This is a genomic window from Variovorax sp. YR216 (assembly GCF_900107745.1).
Lineage (GTDB): Bacteria > Pseudomonadota > Gammaproteobacteria > Burkholderiales > Burkholderiaceae_C > Variovorax.
The window spans coordinates 129,261-145,391 of the sequence record NZ_FNRO01000005.1 but is presented as its reverse complement, the minus strand read 5'-3'; the positions used below and the strand labels follow the sequence as shown (position 1 = coordinate 145,391).

Annotated in this window: 16 protein-coding genes; 10 read left to right on the top strand and 6 right to left on the bottom strand. The window is 67.3% G+C overall.

Annotated features, from left to right (window positions below):
* The first annotated feature begins 5 nt into the window (after nucleotides 1-5).
* The 10 genes from murD to BLW05_RS35955 all read left to right on the top strand — a co-directional run bounded on the left by murD (nucleotide 6) and on the right by BLW05_RS35955 (nucleotide 11,172).
* Nucleotides 6-1,703, top strand: a complete 1,698-nt coding sequence (gene murD / locus BLW05_RS16745; RefSeq protein WP_093164285.1) for a UDP-N-acetylmuramoyl-L-alanine--D-glutamate ligase — start codon at nucleotides 6-8, stop codon at nucleotides 1,701-1,703.
* On the top strand, nucleotides 1,700-2,989 hold the full coding sequence (ftsW, locus tag BLW05_RS16740) for a putative lipid II flippase FtsW (RefSeq protein ID WP_093164283.1): 1,290 nt from the start codon (nucleotides 1,700-1,702) through the stop codon (nucleotides 2,987-2,989). The genes murD and ftsW overlap by 4 nt, the downstream gene beginning before the upstream one ends.
* Nucleotides 2,986-4,068 carry an undecaprenyldiphospho-muramoylpentapeptide beta-N-acetylglucosaminyltransferase gene (murG, locus tag BLW05_RS16735; RefSeq protein WP_093164281.1) on the top strand — a complete coding sequence of 361 codons (1,083 nt, stop codon included), beginning with the start codon at nucleotides 2,986-2,988 and terminating at the stop codon, nucleotides 4,066-4,068. The genes ftsW and murG overlap by 4 nt, the downstream gene beginning before the upstream one ends.
* Entirely contained in the window at nucleotides 4,065-5,483 is a 1,419-nt protein-coding gene (gene murC / locus BLW05_RS16730) for a UDP-N-acetylmuramate--L-alanine ligase (RefSeq protein WP_093164279.1), read from the top strand. The genes murG and murC overlap by 4 nt, the downstream gene beginning before the upstream one ends.
* Complete coding sequence (locus BLW05_RS16725) at nucleotides 5,480-6,457, top strand: D-alanine--D-alanine ligase (RefSeq protein ID WP_093164277.1); 978 nt, start codon at nucleotides 5,480-5,482, stop codon at nucleotides 6,455-6,457. Before murC ends, BLW05_RS16725 begins: the two co-directional genes overlap by 4 nt.
* Before the next feature lie 2 nt (nucleotides 6,458-6,459).
* Nucleotides 6,460-7,245 carry a cell division protein FtsQ/DivIB gene (locus BLW05_RS16720; protein WP_093164275.1) on the top strand — a complete coding sequence of 262 codons (786 nt, stop codon included), beginning with the start codon at nucleotides 6,460-6,462 and terminating at the stop codon, nucleotides 7,243-7,245.
* Nucleotides 7,246-7,277: 32 nt separating this feature from the next.
* A complete protein-coding gene (gene ftsA / locus BLW05_RS16715) occupies nucleotides 7,278-8,507 on the top strand; it encodes a cell division protein FtsA (protein WP_093164273.1) in 1,230 nt (409 codons plus the stop codon).
* A 267-nt stretch (nucleotides 8,508-8,774) separates the two neighbouring features.
* On the top strand, nucleotides 8,775-9,980 hold the full coding sequence (ftsZ, locus tag BLW05_RS16710) for a cell division protein FtsZ (protein WP_093164271.1): 1,206 nt from the start codon (nucleotides 8,775-8,777) through the stop codon (nucleotides 9,978-9,980).
* Nucleotides 9,981-10,059: 79 nt separating this feature from the next.
* The gene (gene lpxC / locus BLW05_RS16705) at nucleotides 10,060-10,983 is read left to right on the top strand and encodes a UDP-3-O-acyl-N-acetylglucosamine deacetylase (protein ID WP_093164269.1); all 924 of its coding nucleotides are present in this window, start codon (nucleotides 10,060-10,062) and stop codon (nucleotides 10,981-10,983) included.
* 12 nt (nucleotides 10,984-10,995) lie between these two features.
* Nucleotides 10,996-11,172, top strand: coding sequence for a hypothetical protein (locus BLW05_RS35955; RefSeq protein ID WP_177142683.1), 177 nt, complete (start codon nucleotides 10,996-10,998; stop codon nucleotides 11,170-11,172).
* On the opposite strand, the gene ruvC is transcribed toward BLW05_RS35955, so the two are convergent.
* From ruvC to BLW05_RS16675, 6 genes are all read right to left on the bottom strand, one after another.
* Complete coding sequence (gene ruvC / locus BLW05_RS16700; protein ID WP_093164267.1) at nucleotides 11,169-11,717, bottom strand: crossover junction endodeoxyribonuclease RuvC; 549 nt, start codon at nucleotides 11,715-11,717, stop codon at nucleotides 11,169-11,171. The genes BLW05_RS35955 and ruvC overlap by 4 nt on opposite strands.
* Nucleotides 11,718-11,724: 7 nt before the next feature.
* Nucleotides 11,725-12,789 carry a phosphatidate cytidylyltransferase gene (locus BLW05_RS16695; RefSeq protein ID WP_093164265.1) on the bottom strand — a complete coding sequence of 355 codons (1,065 nt, stop codon included), beginning with the start codon at nucleotides 12,787-12,789 and terminating at the stop codon, nucleotides 11,725-11,727.
* A gap of 12 nt (nucleotides 12,790-12,801) precedes the next feature.
* On the bottom strand, nucleotides 12,802-13,545 hold the full coding sequence (locus tag BLW05_RS16690) for a lysophospholipid acyltransferase family protein (RefSeq protein WP_256330350.1): 744 nt from the start codon (nucleotides 13,543-13,545) through the stop codon (nucleotides 12,802-12,804).
* A gap of 100 nt (nucleotides 13,546-13,645) precedes the next feature.
* Nucleotides 13,646-14,395 carry a monofunctional biosynthetic peptidoglycan transglycosylase gene (gene mtgA, locus BLW05_RS16685; protein WP_093164263.1) on the bottom strand — a complete coding sequence of 250 codons (750 nt, stop codon included), beginning with the start codon at nucleotides 14,393-14,395 and terminating at the stop codon, nucleotides 13,646-13,648.
* Nucleotides 14,392-15,234 carry a shikimate dehydrogenase gene (gene aroE / locus BLW05_RS16680; RefSeq protein ID WP_093164571.1) on the bottom strand — a complete coding sequence of 281 codons (843 nt, stop codon included), beginning with the start codon at nucleotides 15,232-15,234 and terminating at the stop codon, nucleotides 14,392-14,394. Before aroE ends, mtgA begins: the two co-directional genes overlap by 4 nt.
* 20 nt (nucleotides 15,235-15,254) lie before the next feature.
* Nucleotides 15,255-16,112 (bottom strand): energy transducer TonB, encoded by an 858-nt coding sequence (locus BLW05_RS16675; RefSeq protein ID WP_093164261.1) that lies wholly within the window; start codon nucleotides 16,110-16,112, stop codon nucleotides 15,255-15,257.
* Between the last annotated feature and the right edge of the window lie 19 nt (nucleotides 16,113-16,131).

Here is a 16,131-nt window from a genome sequence, read left to right as displayed (position 1 = left end):
GGGCGATGCAGCATCTCAAGGACCTCCATGTTCTGATCCTCGGCCTCGGGGCGTCCGGGCTCGCGATGGCGCGCTGGTGCGCTCGTCACGGCGCGCATGTCACCGTGGCCGACACGCGCGAGGCGCCGCCGCAATTGGCGGTCCTGCGCGAGGAACTCCCGGGCGCGAGCTTCGTCGGCGGGCCGTTCGCGGCATCGCTGGTCGAAGGCACGCCGGTGCGTGCGGTGTACCGCTCGCCTGGGCTGTCGCCCGCCACTGTCGCGGCAGTGGTCGAAGCGGCGCGCGCGGTCGGCTTGCCGGTGGGCGGCGAACTGGATCTGTTCGCGCAGGCGCTGGCCGATCTGCGGACGATGGAACGGGTCGAGGAAGCCGAACCGCCCGAAACCGCCGACGCGGGCGAGGCGCAGGTGGCACCGGAACCGCAGGCATCCGGCGAGGCGGAGGCGATCGAGCCCGCAGCCGAATCCGCGCCTGAGCTTTCGGACGACGACGACGACTCGTTCACGCCGACGCCCGAAGTCATTGCGCCCCCGCCCAAGCCCAAGGGCTACACGCCGGCCGTTCTCGCGATCACGGGAACCAACGGCAAGACGACGGTCACTTCGCTCACCGGCCAGCTCGTGGAGCGCGCCGGCAAGACAGTCGCCGTGGCCGGCAACATCGGCCCGACGTTGCTGGACACGCTCTCTTCGCGCATGGATACCGGCGCATTGCCCGATGTCTGGGTGCTCGAACTGTCGAGCTTCCAGCTCGACGGCGTGCAGGGCTTCGAGCCCACCGCGGCCACGGTGCTGAACGTGACGCAGGACCATCTCGACTGGCACGGCGACATGGCGGCCTATGCGGCTGCCAAGGCACGCATCTTCGGCAAGCAGGGCGCGATGGTGCTCAACCGTGACGACGAGACGGTGATGGCGATGCGTCCGGCGCCGGTCAAGCTTGCCAAGGGGCAGGTGCCCCGCAGCGTGATCACCTTCGGCTCGGGCATGCCCAAACGCCCGGGCGACTACGGCATCGAGCGCCTGCACGGCATGGCGTGGCTTGTCCGCGCACTCGAAGCCGACGAGACGCAGAAGCGCAAGCGCGGTGCGCCGGCCCTTGAGGAAGAGCTCCACATCCAGCGCCTGATGCCTGCGGATGCGTTGCGCATCCGGGGCCGGCACAACGCGCTCAACGCGCTGGCTGCGCTCGCGCTCGCGACGGCGGCGGGCTGTCAGCTCGCGCCCATGCTCTACGGCTTGCGCGAGTACCAGGGCGAGCCGCATCGCGTCGAGCCGGTCGCGATCATCGACAGCGTCGAGTACTTCGACGACAGCAAGGGCACCAACGTCGGCGCGACGGTCGCCGCGCTGATCGGCCTTGGCGAGGACCGCCGCGTGGTCGTGATCCTCGGCGGCGATGGCAAGGGCCAGGATTTCACGCCGCTCGCAGCCCCGGTGCATCAGTACGCACGCGCCGTCGTGCTGATCGGGCGCGATGCGCCGCAGATCGAGGCGGCCCTCGAATCCACCGGCATCTCGATGCAGAAAGCCGCGTCGTTGCCCGAAGCGGTCAAGCTCGCGTCCGAGCGCGCGCAACCCGGCGATGCGGTGCTGCTGTCGCCGGCCTGCGCGAGCTTCGACATGTTCAAGGACTACGCGCATCGCGCGGCCGTGTTCTGCGAGACGGTGCAGGACCTCGCGGCCGACGGAGGGCTCGCATGAGCGCGGCATCCACCTCCACAGCAAAGACCAGCCGCTTCGCCGGCTGGTTCAGCCGCGCCAAGAGCAGCATGGATGCCTTGCCGATCCACCTGCCGGTGCGCCTGGGCAGCGCCGGCATGACGCAGACCAAGGCCGCGCCGGTGCGGGTGCTGGGCTTCGACCAGGCGCTGGTCTGGGTCACGGTCGCGCTGCTGGCCTGGGGGCTGGTGATGGTCTATTCGGCCTCGATCGCGATGCCTGACAACCCGCGCTTCGCGCGCGCCGGCTACAGCGCGACCTTCTTCCTCACGCGCCATGCCGCGTCGCTGGTGATCGCCTTCCTCGGCGGCATGCTGGCCTTCCAGGTGCCGATGCGAACCTGGGAGCGCGCTGCGCCGTGGCTCTTCGTCGTGTCGCTGCTGCTGCTGGTGGTGGTGCTGATCCCGCACATCGGCATCAACGTCAATGGCGCACGGCGCTGGCTGCCGATGGGCTTCATGCGCTTCCAGCCGTCGGAGCTGGCCAAGTTCGCGATGATCCTCTACGCGGCCAGCTACATGGTCCGCAAGATGGAGATCAAGGAGCGCTTCTTCCGCGCGGTGCTGCCGATGGGCGTCGCGGTGGTCGTGGTCGGCATGCTGGTGATGGCCGAGCCTGACATGGGCGCCTTCATGGTGATCGCCGTGATCGCGATGGGCATCCTCTTCCTCGGCGGCGTGAACGCGCGCATGTTCTTCGTGATCGCCGCGCTCGTGGTGGTGGCCTTCGGCACCATCGTGGCGACCAGCCCGTGGCGGCGCGAGCGGATCTTTGCCTATCTCGATCCTTGGAGCGAAGAGCACGCGCTCGGCAAGGGCTATCAGCTTTCGCACTCGCTGATCGCGATCGGCCGCGGCGAAGTCTTCGGCGTCGGCCTCGGCGGCAGCGTCGAGAAGCTGCACTGGCTGCCCGAGGCGCACACCGACTTCCTGATGGCGGTGATCGGTGAGGAATTCGGGCTCGTGGGCGTGCTGCTTGCCATCGGCCTCTTCCTCTGGCTCACGCGGCGCATCATGCACATCGGCCGGCAGGCCATCGCGCTCGACCGCGTGTTCTCGGGCCTCGTGGCGCAGGGCGTGGGCATCTGGATCGGCTTCCAGGCCTTCATCAACATGGGGGTGAACCTTGGCGCGCTGCCGACCAAGGGGCTCACGCTGCCGCTGATGAGCTTCGGCGGCTCGGCCATCCTGATGAACGTGATTGCGCTGGCCGTGGTGCTGCGCATCGATTACGAAAACCGCGTCCTCATGAGAGGGGGACGCGTATGACCCGGACCGCACTCGTCATGGCGGGCGGCACGGGCGGTCACATCTTCCCGGGCCTGGCCGTGGCCGAGGCGCTGCGCGATCGCGGCTGGCGCGTGCACTGGCTGGGCGCGCCCGACAGCATGGAGCACCAGCTCGTGCCGCCGCGCGGCTTCGACTTCGAGCCGGTGCAGTTCGGCGGCGTGCGCGGCAAGGGCCCGCTCACGCTCGCGCTGCTGCCGGTGCGCCTGCTGCGCGCCTTCTGGCAGAGCCTGGGCGTGGTGCGCCGCGTCAAGCCCGATGTGGTGGTGGGCCTTGGGGGCTACATCACTTTTCCTGGCGGCATGATGAGCGTGCTGCTGGGCAAGCCGCTGGTTCTGCACGAGCAGAACTCGGTCGCGGGCCTGGCCAACAAGATCCTCGCGGGCGTGGCGGACCGTGTGTTCAGCGCGTTCCCGAATGTGCTGAAGAAGGCGCAATGGGTCGGCAACCCGTTGCGCGCGGCCTTCACCTCGCAAGCTGAGCCATCCGCCCGTTTCGCCGGTCGCAGCGGGCCGCTCAAGCTGCTGGTGGTCGGCGGCAGCCTCGGCGCGAAGGCGCTCAACGCGGTGGTGCCCAAGGCGCTCGCGATGATCGCGCCCTCGCAGCGCCCAAGCGTCACGCACCAGAGCGGCGCCAAGCAGATCGACGAGCTCCGCGCCAACTACGCCCAGGCGGGCGTCGAGGGCGAGCTCACTCCTTTCATCGACGACACCGCACGCGCCTACGCCGACGCCGACCTCATCGTCGCGCGCGCCGGCGCGAGCACCGTCACCGAAATCGCGGCCGTCGGCGCAGCAGCGCTGTTCGTGCCTTTCCCTTCCGCGGTGGACGACCACCAGACCACCAACGCGCGCTTCCTCGTCGATGCGGGCGGTGGCTGGCTCGTCCAGCAGACTGAACTGACACCCGAATTGCTGGCTGATCTCTTACAGAAAACGGGGCGCGATGCGCTCCTGGACCGGGCCCTGAAGGCCCGGACGATGCGAAAAACCGAGGCGGTGGACGCCGTGGTCCGCGCCTGCGAGGAACTCGCCGAACCTGGACGTGGAGGCCGCTCATGAAGCACGCAATCCATCACATTCACTTCGTGGGCATCGGCGGCTCGGGCATGAGCGGCATCGCCGAAGTGCTGCTCAACCTGGGCTACAAGATCTCGGGCTCGGACCTGGCCGACAGCGCAACGCTGCGGCGGCTCGCGGGCCTGGGCATCGCCACGTTCGTGGGCCACGATGCGGCGCATATCGCGGGCGCCGATGCGGTCGTCACCTCGACCGCGGTGAACGCCGACAACCCCGAGGTGGTTGCGGCGCGCGAGAAGCGCATTCCCGTGGTGCCGCGCGCGCTCATGCTGGCCGAACTCATGCGGCTCAAGCAGGGCATCGCGATCGCCGGCACGCACGGCAAGACCACCACCACGAGCCTCGTCGCGAGCGTGCTTGCGGCCGCGGGGCTGGACCCGACCTTCGTGATCGGCGGCCGGCTCAACAGCGCGGGTGCGAATGCGCAGCTCGGCAGCGGCGACTACATCGTGGTCGAGGCCGACGAGTCGGATGCGTCGTTCCTGAACCTGCTGCCGATCATGGCAGTGGTCACGAACATCGACGCCGACCACATGGAGACCTACGGGCACGACTTCGCGAAGCTCAAGAAGGCCTTCGTCGACTTCCTGCACCGCATGCCTTTCTATGGCGTCGCGATTCTTTGCACCGACGACCCGGCCGTCCGGCAGATCGTGACCGAGGTGTCCTGCCCCGTCACCAGCTACGGCTTCGACGAGGGCGCGCAGGTACGCGCAGTCAATGTCCGCGCGGTGGGCGCCCAGATGCACTTCACGGCGCAGCGGCGCAACGGCGTGACGCTGCCCGACCTCGACATCGTGCTGAACCTGCCCGGCGAGCACAACGTGCGCAATGCGCTGTCGGTGATCGCGGTCGCGGTCGAGCTTGGCATTCCCGACGAGGCGGTGCAGCGCGGCCTCGCCGACTTCAAGGGCGTCGGCCGGCGCTTCCAGCGCTATGGCGAAGTCGCTGCGAAGGACGATGCGGCCGGCAGTTTCACGCTGATCGACGACTACGGGCACCACCCGGTCGAGATGGCCGCGACCATCGCCGCCGCACGCGGGGCATTCCCGGGTCGCCGTCTGGTGCTGGCTTTTCAGCCGCACCGCTTCACCCGCACACGCGACTGCTTCGAGGATTTCGTCAAGGTCATCGGCCAGGCCGATGCGGTGCTGCTCGGCGAGGTCTATGCCGCCGGAGAAGCGCCCATCGTGGCGGCCGACGGACGTTCCCTGGCGCGCGCACTGCGCGTCGCGGGCAAGGTCGAGCCGGTGTTCGTCGACGAGATCGCGGCCATGCCGCAGGCGATCCTCGACAACGCGAAAGCCGGCGACGTGGTCATTTGCATGGGGGCCGGCTCGATCGGGGCCGTGCCCGCCAAGGTCGTTGAAATGGTGCGCGAAGGGAGTGCGCAGTGAGCGTGATCGATCCCAAGTCCTTCGGCAAGGTTGCCGTCCTGTTCGGCGGCAGGTCGGCCGAACGCGAAATCTCCATCATGTCCGGCAACGGCGTGCTGGCCGCGCTGCGGGCGAGCGGTGTCGATGCGCATCCGTTCGATCCGGCGGAGCGTGATCTGGCCGAGCTGCGGCGCGACGGCTTCCAGCGCTGCTTCGTTGCGCTCCACGGCCGCCACGGCGAGGACGGCACGGTGCAGGGGGCGCTCGAACTGCTCGGCATCCCCTACACCGGCTCGGGCGTGATGGCCTCGAGCGTGGCGATGGACAAGGTCATGACCAAGCGCATCTGGCAGGCCGACGGGCTGCCGACGCCGCACTATGTGCGTCTTGCCTTCGACCAGCAGAGCCGCGAGCAGATCAACGCAGTGCCCGATGTGCTCGGCCTGCCGCTGATCGTGAAGCCGCCGCGCGAGGGTTCGTCCATCGGCGTGACCAAGGTGGAGGGCTATTCGCAGATGCAGGATGCGGTCGCGCTCGCGGTGCGCTACGACGCCGACGTGCTCTGCGAAGAGTTCATCGAAGGCGAGGAAGTCACCTGCGCGGTGCTCGGCAGCGGGCTCGATGCGGTCGCACTGCCGGTGGTGCGCATCGCCGCGCCCGAAGGTGCCTACGACTACCAGAACAAGTACTTCACCGACGACGTGAAGTACCACTGCCCGAGCGGCCTGCCGGCGGCGGAAGAGGCGGAGATCCGCCGCATCACGCTCGCGGCCTACCACCAGCTCGGCTGCCGTGGCTGGGGCCGTGCCGACCTGATGATCCGCGCCAGCGACCGCAAGCCTTTCCTGCTGGAGATGAACACGTCGCCGGGGATGACGAGCCATTCGCTGGTGCCCATGTCGGCGCGCGCGGCGGGCATCGCCTACGAAGAACTCTGCCTGCGGGTGCTCGCTTCTGCGACGCTGGATTCGGGCGGTGAGCGAGCGGAAGGATGAAGATGGCCGACAGCATCCCCGTGCCCTTCGACGTCAAGCTCATGAACGTGACCGCGACCCTGGTGTTCGCGCTCTTCGCGCTCATGATGCTGGCTGCGGGCGCCTGGTGGGTGCTGCGTCAGCCCTTCTTCCCGCTCGCCGGCATCAAGGTCGACGGCGAGGTCACGCACAACAACGCGGTGACCCTGCGCGCGAACGTGGCGCCGCAGCTTGCGGGCAACTTCTTCACGGTCGATCTCGGGCGCGCACGCACGGCCTTCGAGTCGGTACCGTGGGTGCGCAAGGCCGTCGTGCGACGCGAGTTCCCGAACAAGCTGCGTGTCACGCTCACCGAGCACCAGCCTGTGGCGCACTGGGGCGACGAGGCAGCTTCGCGGCTCATCAACGGATTCGGCGAGGTCTTCGATGCCAACGTGGCCGAGGTCGACGACAGCCTGCCTCGCCTCGACGGGCCGGTCGAGCAGGCCGGGCAGGTGCTCGGCATGTACCGGGTGCTGGCGCCGCTGTTCAAGCCTTATGACCTGGCCATCGACGAGCTGACGCTGTCGAGCCGTGGAAGCTGGCGCGCGATGCTCGATAGCGGCGCGCTGCTCGAACTCGGCAGGGGTCGTGGCGAAGAAGTGGTGGCGCGTACGCAGCGATTCCTGCGCACGGTCACGCCGGTGGCGAGCCAGTACGGGCGAACGGTGGCCTCGGTCGAGGGCGCCGATCTTCGGCACAACGAGGGCTACGCGCTGCGTCTGCGCGGCGTAACCACGGTCGTGCCCGACCAGCCGAAGAAAAAGTAAGCACAAGAGAGAAAGCGAACAGAGGAAGCTTCATGTCCAAAGACTACAAAGATCTCGTTGTCGGCCTCGACATCGGCACCGCCAAGGTGATGGCGGTGGTTGCCGAAGTGCTGCCCAACGGCGAGCTCAAGCTGGCGGGGTTGGGCATCTCGCCAAGCAATGGACTCAAGCGCGGCGTGGTGGTGAACATCGACGCGACGGTGCAGAGCATCCAGCAGGCGCTCAAGGAGGCCGAGCTGATGGCCGACTGCAAGATCAGCCGCGTCTACACCGGCATCACCGGCAGCCACATCCGCGGCATCAATTCGAGCGGCATGGTGGCGGTGAAGGACAAGGAAGTGACGCCCGCCGATGTGGCGCGCGTGGTCGAGACGGCGCGCGCGATCAACATCTCCAGCGACCAGCGCCTGCTGCTCGTCGAGCCGCAGGAGTTCGTGATCGACGGCCAGGACGTGAAGGAGCCGATCGGCATGAGCGGCATGCGGCTCGAAGCCAAGGTGCACATCGTGACCGGTGCGCAGAGCGCGGCCGAGAACATCATCAAGTGCGTGCGCCGCTGCGGCCTCGAAGTCGATCAGCTGATGCTCAACCCGCTCGCATCGAGCCAGGCGGTGCTGACCGAGGACGAGCGCGAACTCGGCGTGGTGCTGGTCGACATCGGCGCAGGCACGACCGACGTGGCGATCTTCACCAACGGTGCGATCCGGCACACGGCGGTGATCCCGATCGCGGGCGATCTCATCACCAGCGACATCGCGATGGCGCTGCGCACGCCGACCAAGGATGCCGAGGACATCAAGGTCGAGAATGGATTCGCCAAGCAGCTGCTCGCCGATCCGGAAACGCAGGTCGAAGTGCCGGGTCTTGGTGATCGCGGTCCGCGCCTCTTGAGCAAGCAGGCGCTCGCGGGCGTGATCGAGCCGCGCATCGAGGAGATCTTCTCGCTGGTGCAGCAGGTGATCCGCGAGTCGGGCTACGAAGAAGTGCTCTCGTCCGGCGTGGTCCTCACCGGTGGCAGCGCGGTGATGCCGGGCATGGTGGAACTCGGCGAAGACATCTTCCTGAAGCCGGTGCGCCGGGGCATTCCTAAATATTCGAGTGCGCTGTCCGATATGGTGGCGCAGCCGAGGGCCGCGACCGTGATGGGCCTGCTCGAGGAAGCGCGCTATGCGCGCCTTCGCGGCTTCAAGGTGGCACAGAAGAATGGTTCCGTGAAGACGGCCTTCGGCCGTTTCAAGGACTTCATCGTGGGGAATTTTTGATGACCCCCAGGCTCGCGCACTTCGTGTCGCTCTCCACCCCCTTCCAGGGGGCGACACCAGCGGCCCGGCAAAGCCGGTTCCGCGGTGTCTCTGGCATGGGAGTGCGTCCATGAATCGTTGTGCACTCTGGCTGGCGCGCGCAGGGCCGCCGCGGCACTTCAACGAGCGATGGCGAAGAACCGGACCACCGCGCTGAGGAAGACGTCAACGGTTCCAACAACAAATTCATTCACAAACATGGCAACTGCATATTCAAGGAGTCAGAACATGGCAATCGAAATGATCGAGATCGAGGAGTTCAATCAGGGAACCCAGATCAAGGTGATCGGCGTCGGGGGCGGCGGCGGCAACGCGGTCGCGCACATGATCGATCGTGGCGTGCAAGGTGTTCAGTTCATCTCCGCCAATACCGATGCGCAGGCGCTCTCGCGCAGCAACGCGCACAAGACCATCCAGCTCGGCACCAACGGACTGGGCGCGGGCAGCAAGCCCGAGAAGGGGCGTGATGCCGCCGAAGCCGCGGTGGACGACATTCGCGAAGCCATCGCCGGCGCGCACATGCTGTTCATCACGGCCGGCATGGGCGGCGGCACCGGCACCGGCGCAGCACCTGTGATCGCGCGCGTCGCGAAGGAAATGGGCATCCTCACCGTGGGCGTGGTGACCAAGCCTTTCGACTGGGAAGGCGGCCGCCGCATGACCAATGCCGAAACCGGCCTGAACGAGCTCGAAGCCAACGTCGATTCGCTCATCGTGGTGCTCAACGAGAAGCTGCTCGACGTGCTGGGCGAAGACGTCACGCAGGAAGAGGCTTTCGGGCATGCCAACGACGTGTTGAAGAACGCGGTGGGCGGTATCTCGGAAATCATCAACGAGTACGGCGGCGTGAACGTCGACTTCGAAGACGTGCGCACGGTGATGGGCGAGCCCGGCAAGGCCATGATGGGCACGGCCGCCGCGAGCGGTCCGGATCGCGCCCGTATCGCCGCCGAACAGGCTGTGGCTTGCCCGCTGCTCGAAGGCATCGACCTCTCGGGCGCGAAGGGTGTGCTGGTGCTGGTGACCGCATCGAAGGCTTCCCTGAAGCTGAGCGAATCGAAGCTCGCGATGAACACCATCCGCGCCTACGCGTCGCCCGATGCGCATGTCATCTACGGCGCGGCCTACGACGAGAACCTCGGCGACGAAATGCGCGTGACCGTGGTCGCGACCGGCCTCTCGCGCCAGGATGCCCGTCGTCAGGCGCCGACGCTCGAAGTGATCCGCACCGGTACCGACAACATCCCGTTCACCGTTCCGACGCTCGGCGCGGGTGTCGGCCATGCCGCCAGCCAGCCGAACTACGACGGCATGGCAGTGCCCAGCGTGTGGCGTACCAACCGCACGATGGCCGCCGCGAAGGTGGATGCGCTGTCGTCGGGCGGGATGGACGATTTCGAGATCCCCGCGTTCCTCCGGCGTCAAGCCGACTGATGGGTACGCTGTGGAAGCTATCGCGGACATAGCGAGGCGGGCGGTACGCCGGACGCCTCGCGCTTCTAAAATTGCGCCCGTGCTTCCACAACGTACCCTCAAATCGATCACCCGCGCCGTGGGCGTGGGGCTCCACAGCGGCCAGCGCGTGGAGCTCACGCTGCGTCCTGCGCCCGTGAACCACGGCATCGTGTTCCGGCGCGTGGACCTGCCGGAGCCTGTCGAGATCCCGATGACCGCCGAAGCGGTCACTGACACGCGGCTCGCGTCGACCGTGTCCTCGCGCGGCGCGAAGGTGCAGACCGTCGAACACCTGATGTCGGCCTGCGCCGGCCTCGGCATCGACAACCTCGTGATCGACATCACGGCGGACGAAGTGCCGATCCTCGACGGATCAGCGTCGTCGTTCGTCTTCCTTTTGCAAAGTGCAGGCATCGAGCTGCAGAACGCGCCACGCCGCTTCATCCGCGTGACACGGCCGGTGGAAGTGCGCGAAGGCCAGGGCGCCGACGAGAAGTGGGCCCGGCTCGAGCCGTACCACGGCTTCAAGCTCAGCTTCGAGATCGACTTCGACCATCGCGTGGTCAATTCGACCGGGCAGCGCTTCGAGTTTGATCTCGGCAGCGGCTCCTACAGCCAGGATATCGCGCGTGCGCGCACCTTCGGCTTCACCAAGGAAGTCGAATACATGCGCTCCAAGGGACTGGCCCTCGGCGGCGGTCTCGACAACGCGATCGTCATGGACGACACCAAGGTGCTCAATGCGGGCGGCCTGCGCTACGACGACGAGTTCGTCAAGCACAAGATCCTTGACGCCATGGGCGACCTCTACGTCATCGGCCAGCCGCTGCTGGCGGCCTACAGCGCGTTCCGCTCGGGCCATGCGCTCAACAACAAGCTGCTGCGCGAGCTGCTCGCGCACGAGGATGCGCACGAGATCGTCACCTTCGACGACGAGCGCCGCGCGCCTGCCGGCTTCGCCGAGGTCGCTCGCGCCTGGTAACGCGCCAAGACGATGCTGCTTTTTCGCTGGGCCATCCTGCTTCTTCTGCTGGTGGCCGGCGCTTCGTTCGCGTTCTACGCGGGTACGGGGCAGGTCAAGTACCGGCGCTTCGGCTGGATCGTCCTCAAGTGGACGCTGCTGGCGGCCTTCGGGTTCTTTGCGGTGCTGATCGCGGAGCGCGCCTTCTAGCGCGTGCGCCCCTGCCGGTACCGTCCGGCAATTCCCTTTTCCAGCGTCGCCGCCGTCTCCAGGCGCGCCATCGAACTGCCGACGTGCGCGTGCGTGATCGCGATGCCCAGCGCATCCGCCGCATCGCTGCCGGGCACGCCGGGCAGGTGGAGCAGGCGCTTCACCATCTCCTGCACCTGCGCCTTGGCGGCGCTGCCGTGTCCCGCGACGGCCTGCTTCATCTGCAGCGCGGTGTATTCCGCCACGCTCAGGTTGCACGCGACCAGCGCGGTGAGGCACGCGCCGCGCGCCTGCCCGAGCAGCAGGGTGGACTGCGGATTGACGTTGACGAACACGATCTCCACCGCCGCCGCGTCGGGCTTGTAGCGTTCGTTGATCTCGCCGATGCCGTCGAACAGCACCTTGAGCCGCGTCGGCAACTGGCCCTTGCCGATGTGGCGAGTGCTGATGGTGCCGCTCGCCACGTAGCTCAGCGAATGGCCATCGACGTCCACCACGCCGAAGCCGGTGGTCTGCAGGCCGGGATCGATACCGAGGATGCGCATCGGATCCTTATGCGTTGAAGTACCAACGTACTGCGTGGAAGAACACGGGTGCGGCGAAGCACAGCGCATCCACGCGGTCGAGCAGGCCATTGGCGCCGGTTACACCCACGCCGCGCTGGCCCCAGTTGGGAATGCCGCGATCGCGCTTGAGCGCCTTCATCACCAGGTGGCCCATCGAGCCCGCCGCGCAGGCGATCAGCGACATCGCGAGCGCCTGCCCGTACTTGAACGGCGTGATGAACGAGAGCAGCGCGCCGAACAGGCTCGCGATCACCATCCCGAGCGCCCAGCTCGTCCAGTTGAAGCTGCGGCTCACGTTGGGCGCGAAGGGCGGCTGCATGAAGAGGCGATGCCTGAGCGGCCCCAGCCAGCCCTTGGGCATTTCGTTCGACGGCGCGCCAGTAGCCGGCATCGACTTCCGGCGCGAGACGAGGTGCTGCACCAGCATGCAGGTCTGCACGACGACCACCAGATAGAACACCAGGAACGCACTCTTGCCCTCGTAGCGCGGAAAGGAAAGCAGCAGCAGCGCCGGCACATGGCTGAGCCCGTAGACGCAGACCATGATGCCCCATTGCAGCTTGGCGTTGCGTTCGAGGAAGTGGCTGGGGTCGTCCGCCAGCGCGCTCACGACCGGGATCGCCAGAAACACGTACACCGGGATGAACACGGTGAAGAGGTCGAAGTGCGCGGTGGCGACCAGCCAGAACTGGATCGGCAGCACGACGAAGAAGGCCAGGATCAGGCTGCGATGGTCCCCGCGCCGCGTGGGTGACAGCGTGATGAACTCGCGCAGCGCGAAGAAGGAAATGAGCGCGAAGAGTACTGTCGCGACCGTTGGGCCGAGCGCCCAGCCGATCCAGAAAATCACTGCCATCACCCAGCTCGTGCGCAGCAGTGAACGGAAATGCTGCAGCTCGCGCTGCCAGATCTCGTCGTGAACCGGGTTGCGCCTTTCCCTCAGGCCCAGCAGGAAGGTGGCTGCGCTGACGACGAACAGGATGCCGAAGACGATGAAGAAGAGCATCGCGACCTGCTGGGTCGGCGTGAGATTGCGCAGGAATTCGTTCATGTGGAGACCGGCCTAGACATCGCGCAATGCGATCACCGCCTCGCGGGCCCGATCGAGGAACGGGCGGCGTTCCTCGCCCGCTTCGAGCCGGATCGGCGCGCCGAAGGTCACCGAGCACAGGATCGGCACCGGCACCACTTCGCCCTTGGGCATCACGCGCTGCACGTTGTCGATCCAGGCCGGCACCAGCACGACCTCGGGAAACATCTGCGCCAGCGTGAAGAGGCCCGACTTGAACTTCTGCGGTTCGCCGGTGTTGCCGCGCGTGCCTTCAGGAAAGATGATGATCGAGTCGCCGCTTCGCAGGGCTTCGATCAGCGGCTGAAGCGGGGCGAGCGCCTCGGCGCTTCCGGGAATGGCCGGTGGCGCCTCGGCCTGTGCGAGCGGCAGTTCGCCTTGCACGGTCCATGGTTTCACGGCTTGTTCGATGGCCTGCTGGGTCGCCTGTTCGGCCTGCGGCGCCACGGCTGCGCTTCCGCCGCGCTCCACGTAGATGGCGTTGAACACCTCCGTCGTGATCCAGCGCTTGAACGGTGTGGTCGCCCAGTAGTCGCGCGCGGCGATCGGCCGCGTGATGCTGCGCAGTTCCTGTGGCAACGCGGCCCAGATCATCACGAGGTCGAGATGGCTTTGATGGTTGGCGAAGTAGATGCGCTGCTCGGCTTTCGGCGGACAACCCCACCAGCGCGCCTGGGCGCCCGTGAGCAGGCGGATGGCGGACAGCAACCCCCATCCCATGAACTTTGCGGCAAGCATGGCTGATCATATGTTGCTCCCTGCGGTGTCCTGTCCGGGCCCGTGGCAGGACGGGCCGGTTCCTGAAGGGCGGGCGGAAGCTTGGCTTGCCCGCCGATGCTCAGGGCAACTCGGCGGCCGGCATCCGTGCGACGATCGATGCGGTGCGGCCCGCGAGGTAGCCCGAGCCCTGTCGGCGTTCGAAGAACTTCGGGCTCGGGAGCATGACGGCAAGGCGTGCCGCTTCGCTCGCGGTGAGGCGCGCGGCGGGCTTGCGGAAGTAGTACTGGGATGCGGCTTCGGCCCCGAAGATGCCTTCGCCCCATTCCACGTTGTTGAGATAGATCTCGAGGATGCGCTGCTTGCTCAGCAGGATTTCGAGCGTGGTCGCGAGCACCAGCTCCTGCGCCTTGCGCAGCATGGTGCGTTCGCTCGACAGCAGCAGGTTCTTCGCGAGCTGCTGGGTGATGGTCGATCCGCCGCGCAGTTGCGTCGGGCGCGGTTCCTTGCCGCGTGCGCGCATCTGTGCAGCGCGCCTGGCGGCGATCTCCTCGGCCTTGGCGTTGCGCTGGCGGGCGCGCTCGATGGCTTCCCACTCCACGCCCTGGTGGTAGATGAATTCGCTGTCTTCGCTCGCGATCACCGCGCGCTTGAGCGAATCGGAGATCTGCGCATAGGGCACCCAGCGCTGCCGCCATTCGCGATCGCCGTTGGCGCGGCCCTGCGCGGCAACGCGCCAGGCTTCTGAACGCTGGAACGCGGTCGATTCGGGATCGATCGCCGCCATCGCGGCGATGCGCAGGATGAAGAAGAGTTGCAGCGCGAAGGCCGCGATCAGCAGGCAGCCGAGCCAGCGCAGGACCGGCTTCACTTGGCTTCGACGATCGCGCGCAGCTCGGCGAGCACCGCGGCCGTCGGCGGCCGCACGCCGCGCCAGGTCTCGAAGGCTTCGGCCGCCTGCTCCACCAGCATGCCGAGACCGTCGCGCGGCACCGCGCCGTGCTCGCGCGCCCAGCCCATGAACCCGGCCGCGGCGGGCCCGTACATCATGTCGACGGCCAGCGTGCCACGCTTGAGCACGCTGGCGGCCACCGGCACTTCGCCGCCGGCGAGGCTGGAGGCGGTGGCGTTCACCAGCACGTCGAACGAGCCGGGAACGGCATCCAGCGCTTGCGCTTCGAGCACCACGTGGTGCTGCAGTGCCAGTGCCGCGTGCCGCTGGACGAGCGCGATGGCCTTCTCGAGCGTGCGATTGGCCACGACCAGGCGGCGCGGCCCGGCTTCGATCAACGGCCCGAGCACGCCGGCCGCAGCGCCGCCTGCACCGAGCAGCAGCAGATCGCCGCCCGAAATCGCGACGCCCGCATGCAGCGTGATGTCGTTGACGATACCGACGCCGTCGCTGTTGTCGCCATGGATGCCGTCTTCGCGAAAGCTCAGCACATTGACAGCGCGGGCGAGTGCGGCGCGCGGCGTCAGGTGCTGCGACAGCGCCGCGGCGTCGAACTTGAAGGGCACGGTGACATTGCAGCCCCGCGCGGTGCCGGAAGTCTCCTTGCGGAAGGCTTCAACCCCAGCCTCGAAACCGCCGAGCGGCACGAGGCGCCGGCCGTAGTCGAGCTGCTGGCCGGTCAGTTCGGCAAAGCGCGCATGAATCCACGGCGAGCGGCTGTGCTCGACCGGGTTGCCCATCACACAGTAAAGGTCCACGGTGTCTCCCTTGTTCGTCGTCATCTGGACGAGAGCTGGGTCTCCAGCGTCTCGTCGTGGGTGAACTTGAAGCGTGACGGCAGCACGATCTGGTCGGTCTGCCGCCGCATGGCGTCGGTGAACTTGCCGAAGTTGCCGATGCTGCGGACGATGGCCTGCGCGCGACGGTCCAGCATCTTGTTGCCGGAGCTTTCGACGATGTCGGTCGCGAGGATCGAGCCGTCGAAATTGACCGTCACCATCATCGTGAGCTCGCCATACAGCTTCTTGCCGGCGTTTTCGGGGAAGTTCTCGGTGCCGCGCACCTCGATCCTGCGGCGCAGCGCATCGACGTAGGCCGCATAGGCGGCTTCGCGCGTCGCGGGGCTGAGGTAGCGCTTCTTGGGCCGGGCGTTTTCTTCGTTGACGCGGCGTTCGATCTCCGCAAGCAGCTCGATCAGCTGGCGGCGCTTTTCTTCGCGCGCGGCGGCCTCGCTCGGGTCGCCCGAGCTGCGCGGATCGGTCGTCGCCGGCATCGCGGCGAGCTGCTGCTTGAGCTGCGCCAGCAGCAGCATCTGCTGCTGCTGCATCGTCTCGACCTGGCGCTGCGCGTCTTCCATCGAATCGCCGATGGTGGTGAACGTCGAGGGCGGCAGCGGACTGGTGGCGCGGCCCTTGTCGAGATCGCCGCCGCCGGCCAGCGAGGTCTGCGCGATCGCCCGCGCCTTGTCGGGGCGCTCGTTGGTCTTGGCGTTGACCAGGATGACCTCCAGCGGCGTTTCCTTGAAGACGCGGTTGAACGACTCGGGGTCCACGAAGCGGACGGTCAGCAAGGCCGCGTGGGCGACAACGGACAAGCCCAGAGCGATCTGCAGCGTGCTGAAATCACGCAATTTCATGGGGTGGCTTCTCCTGGGC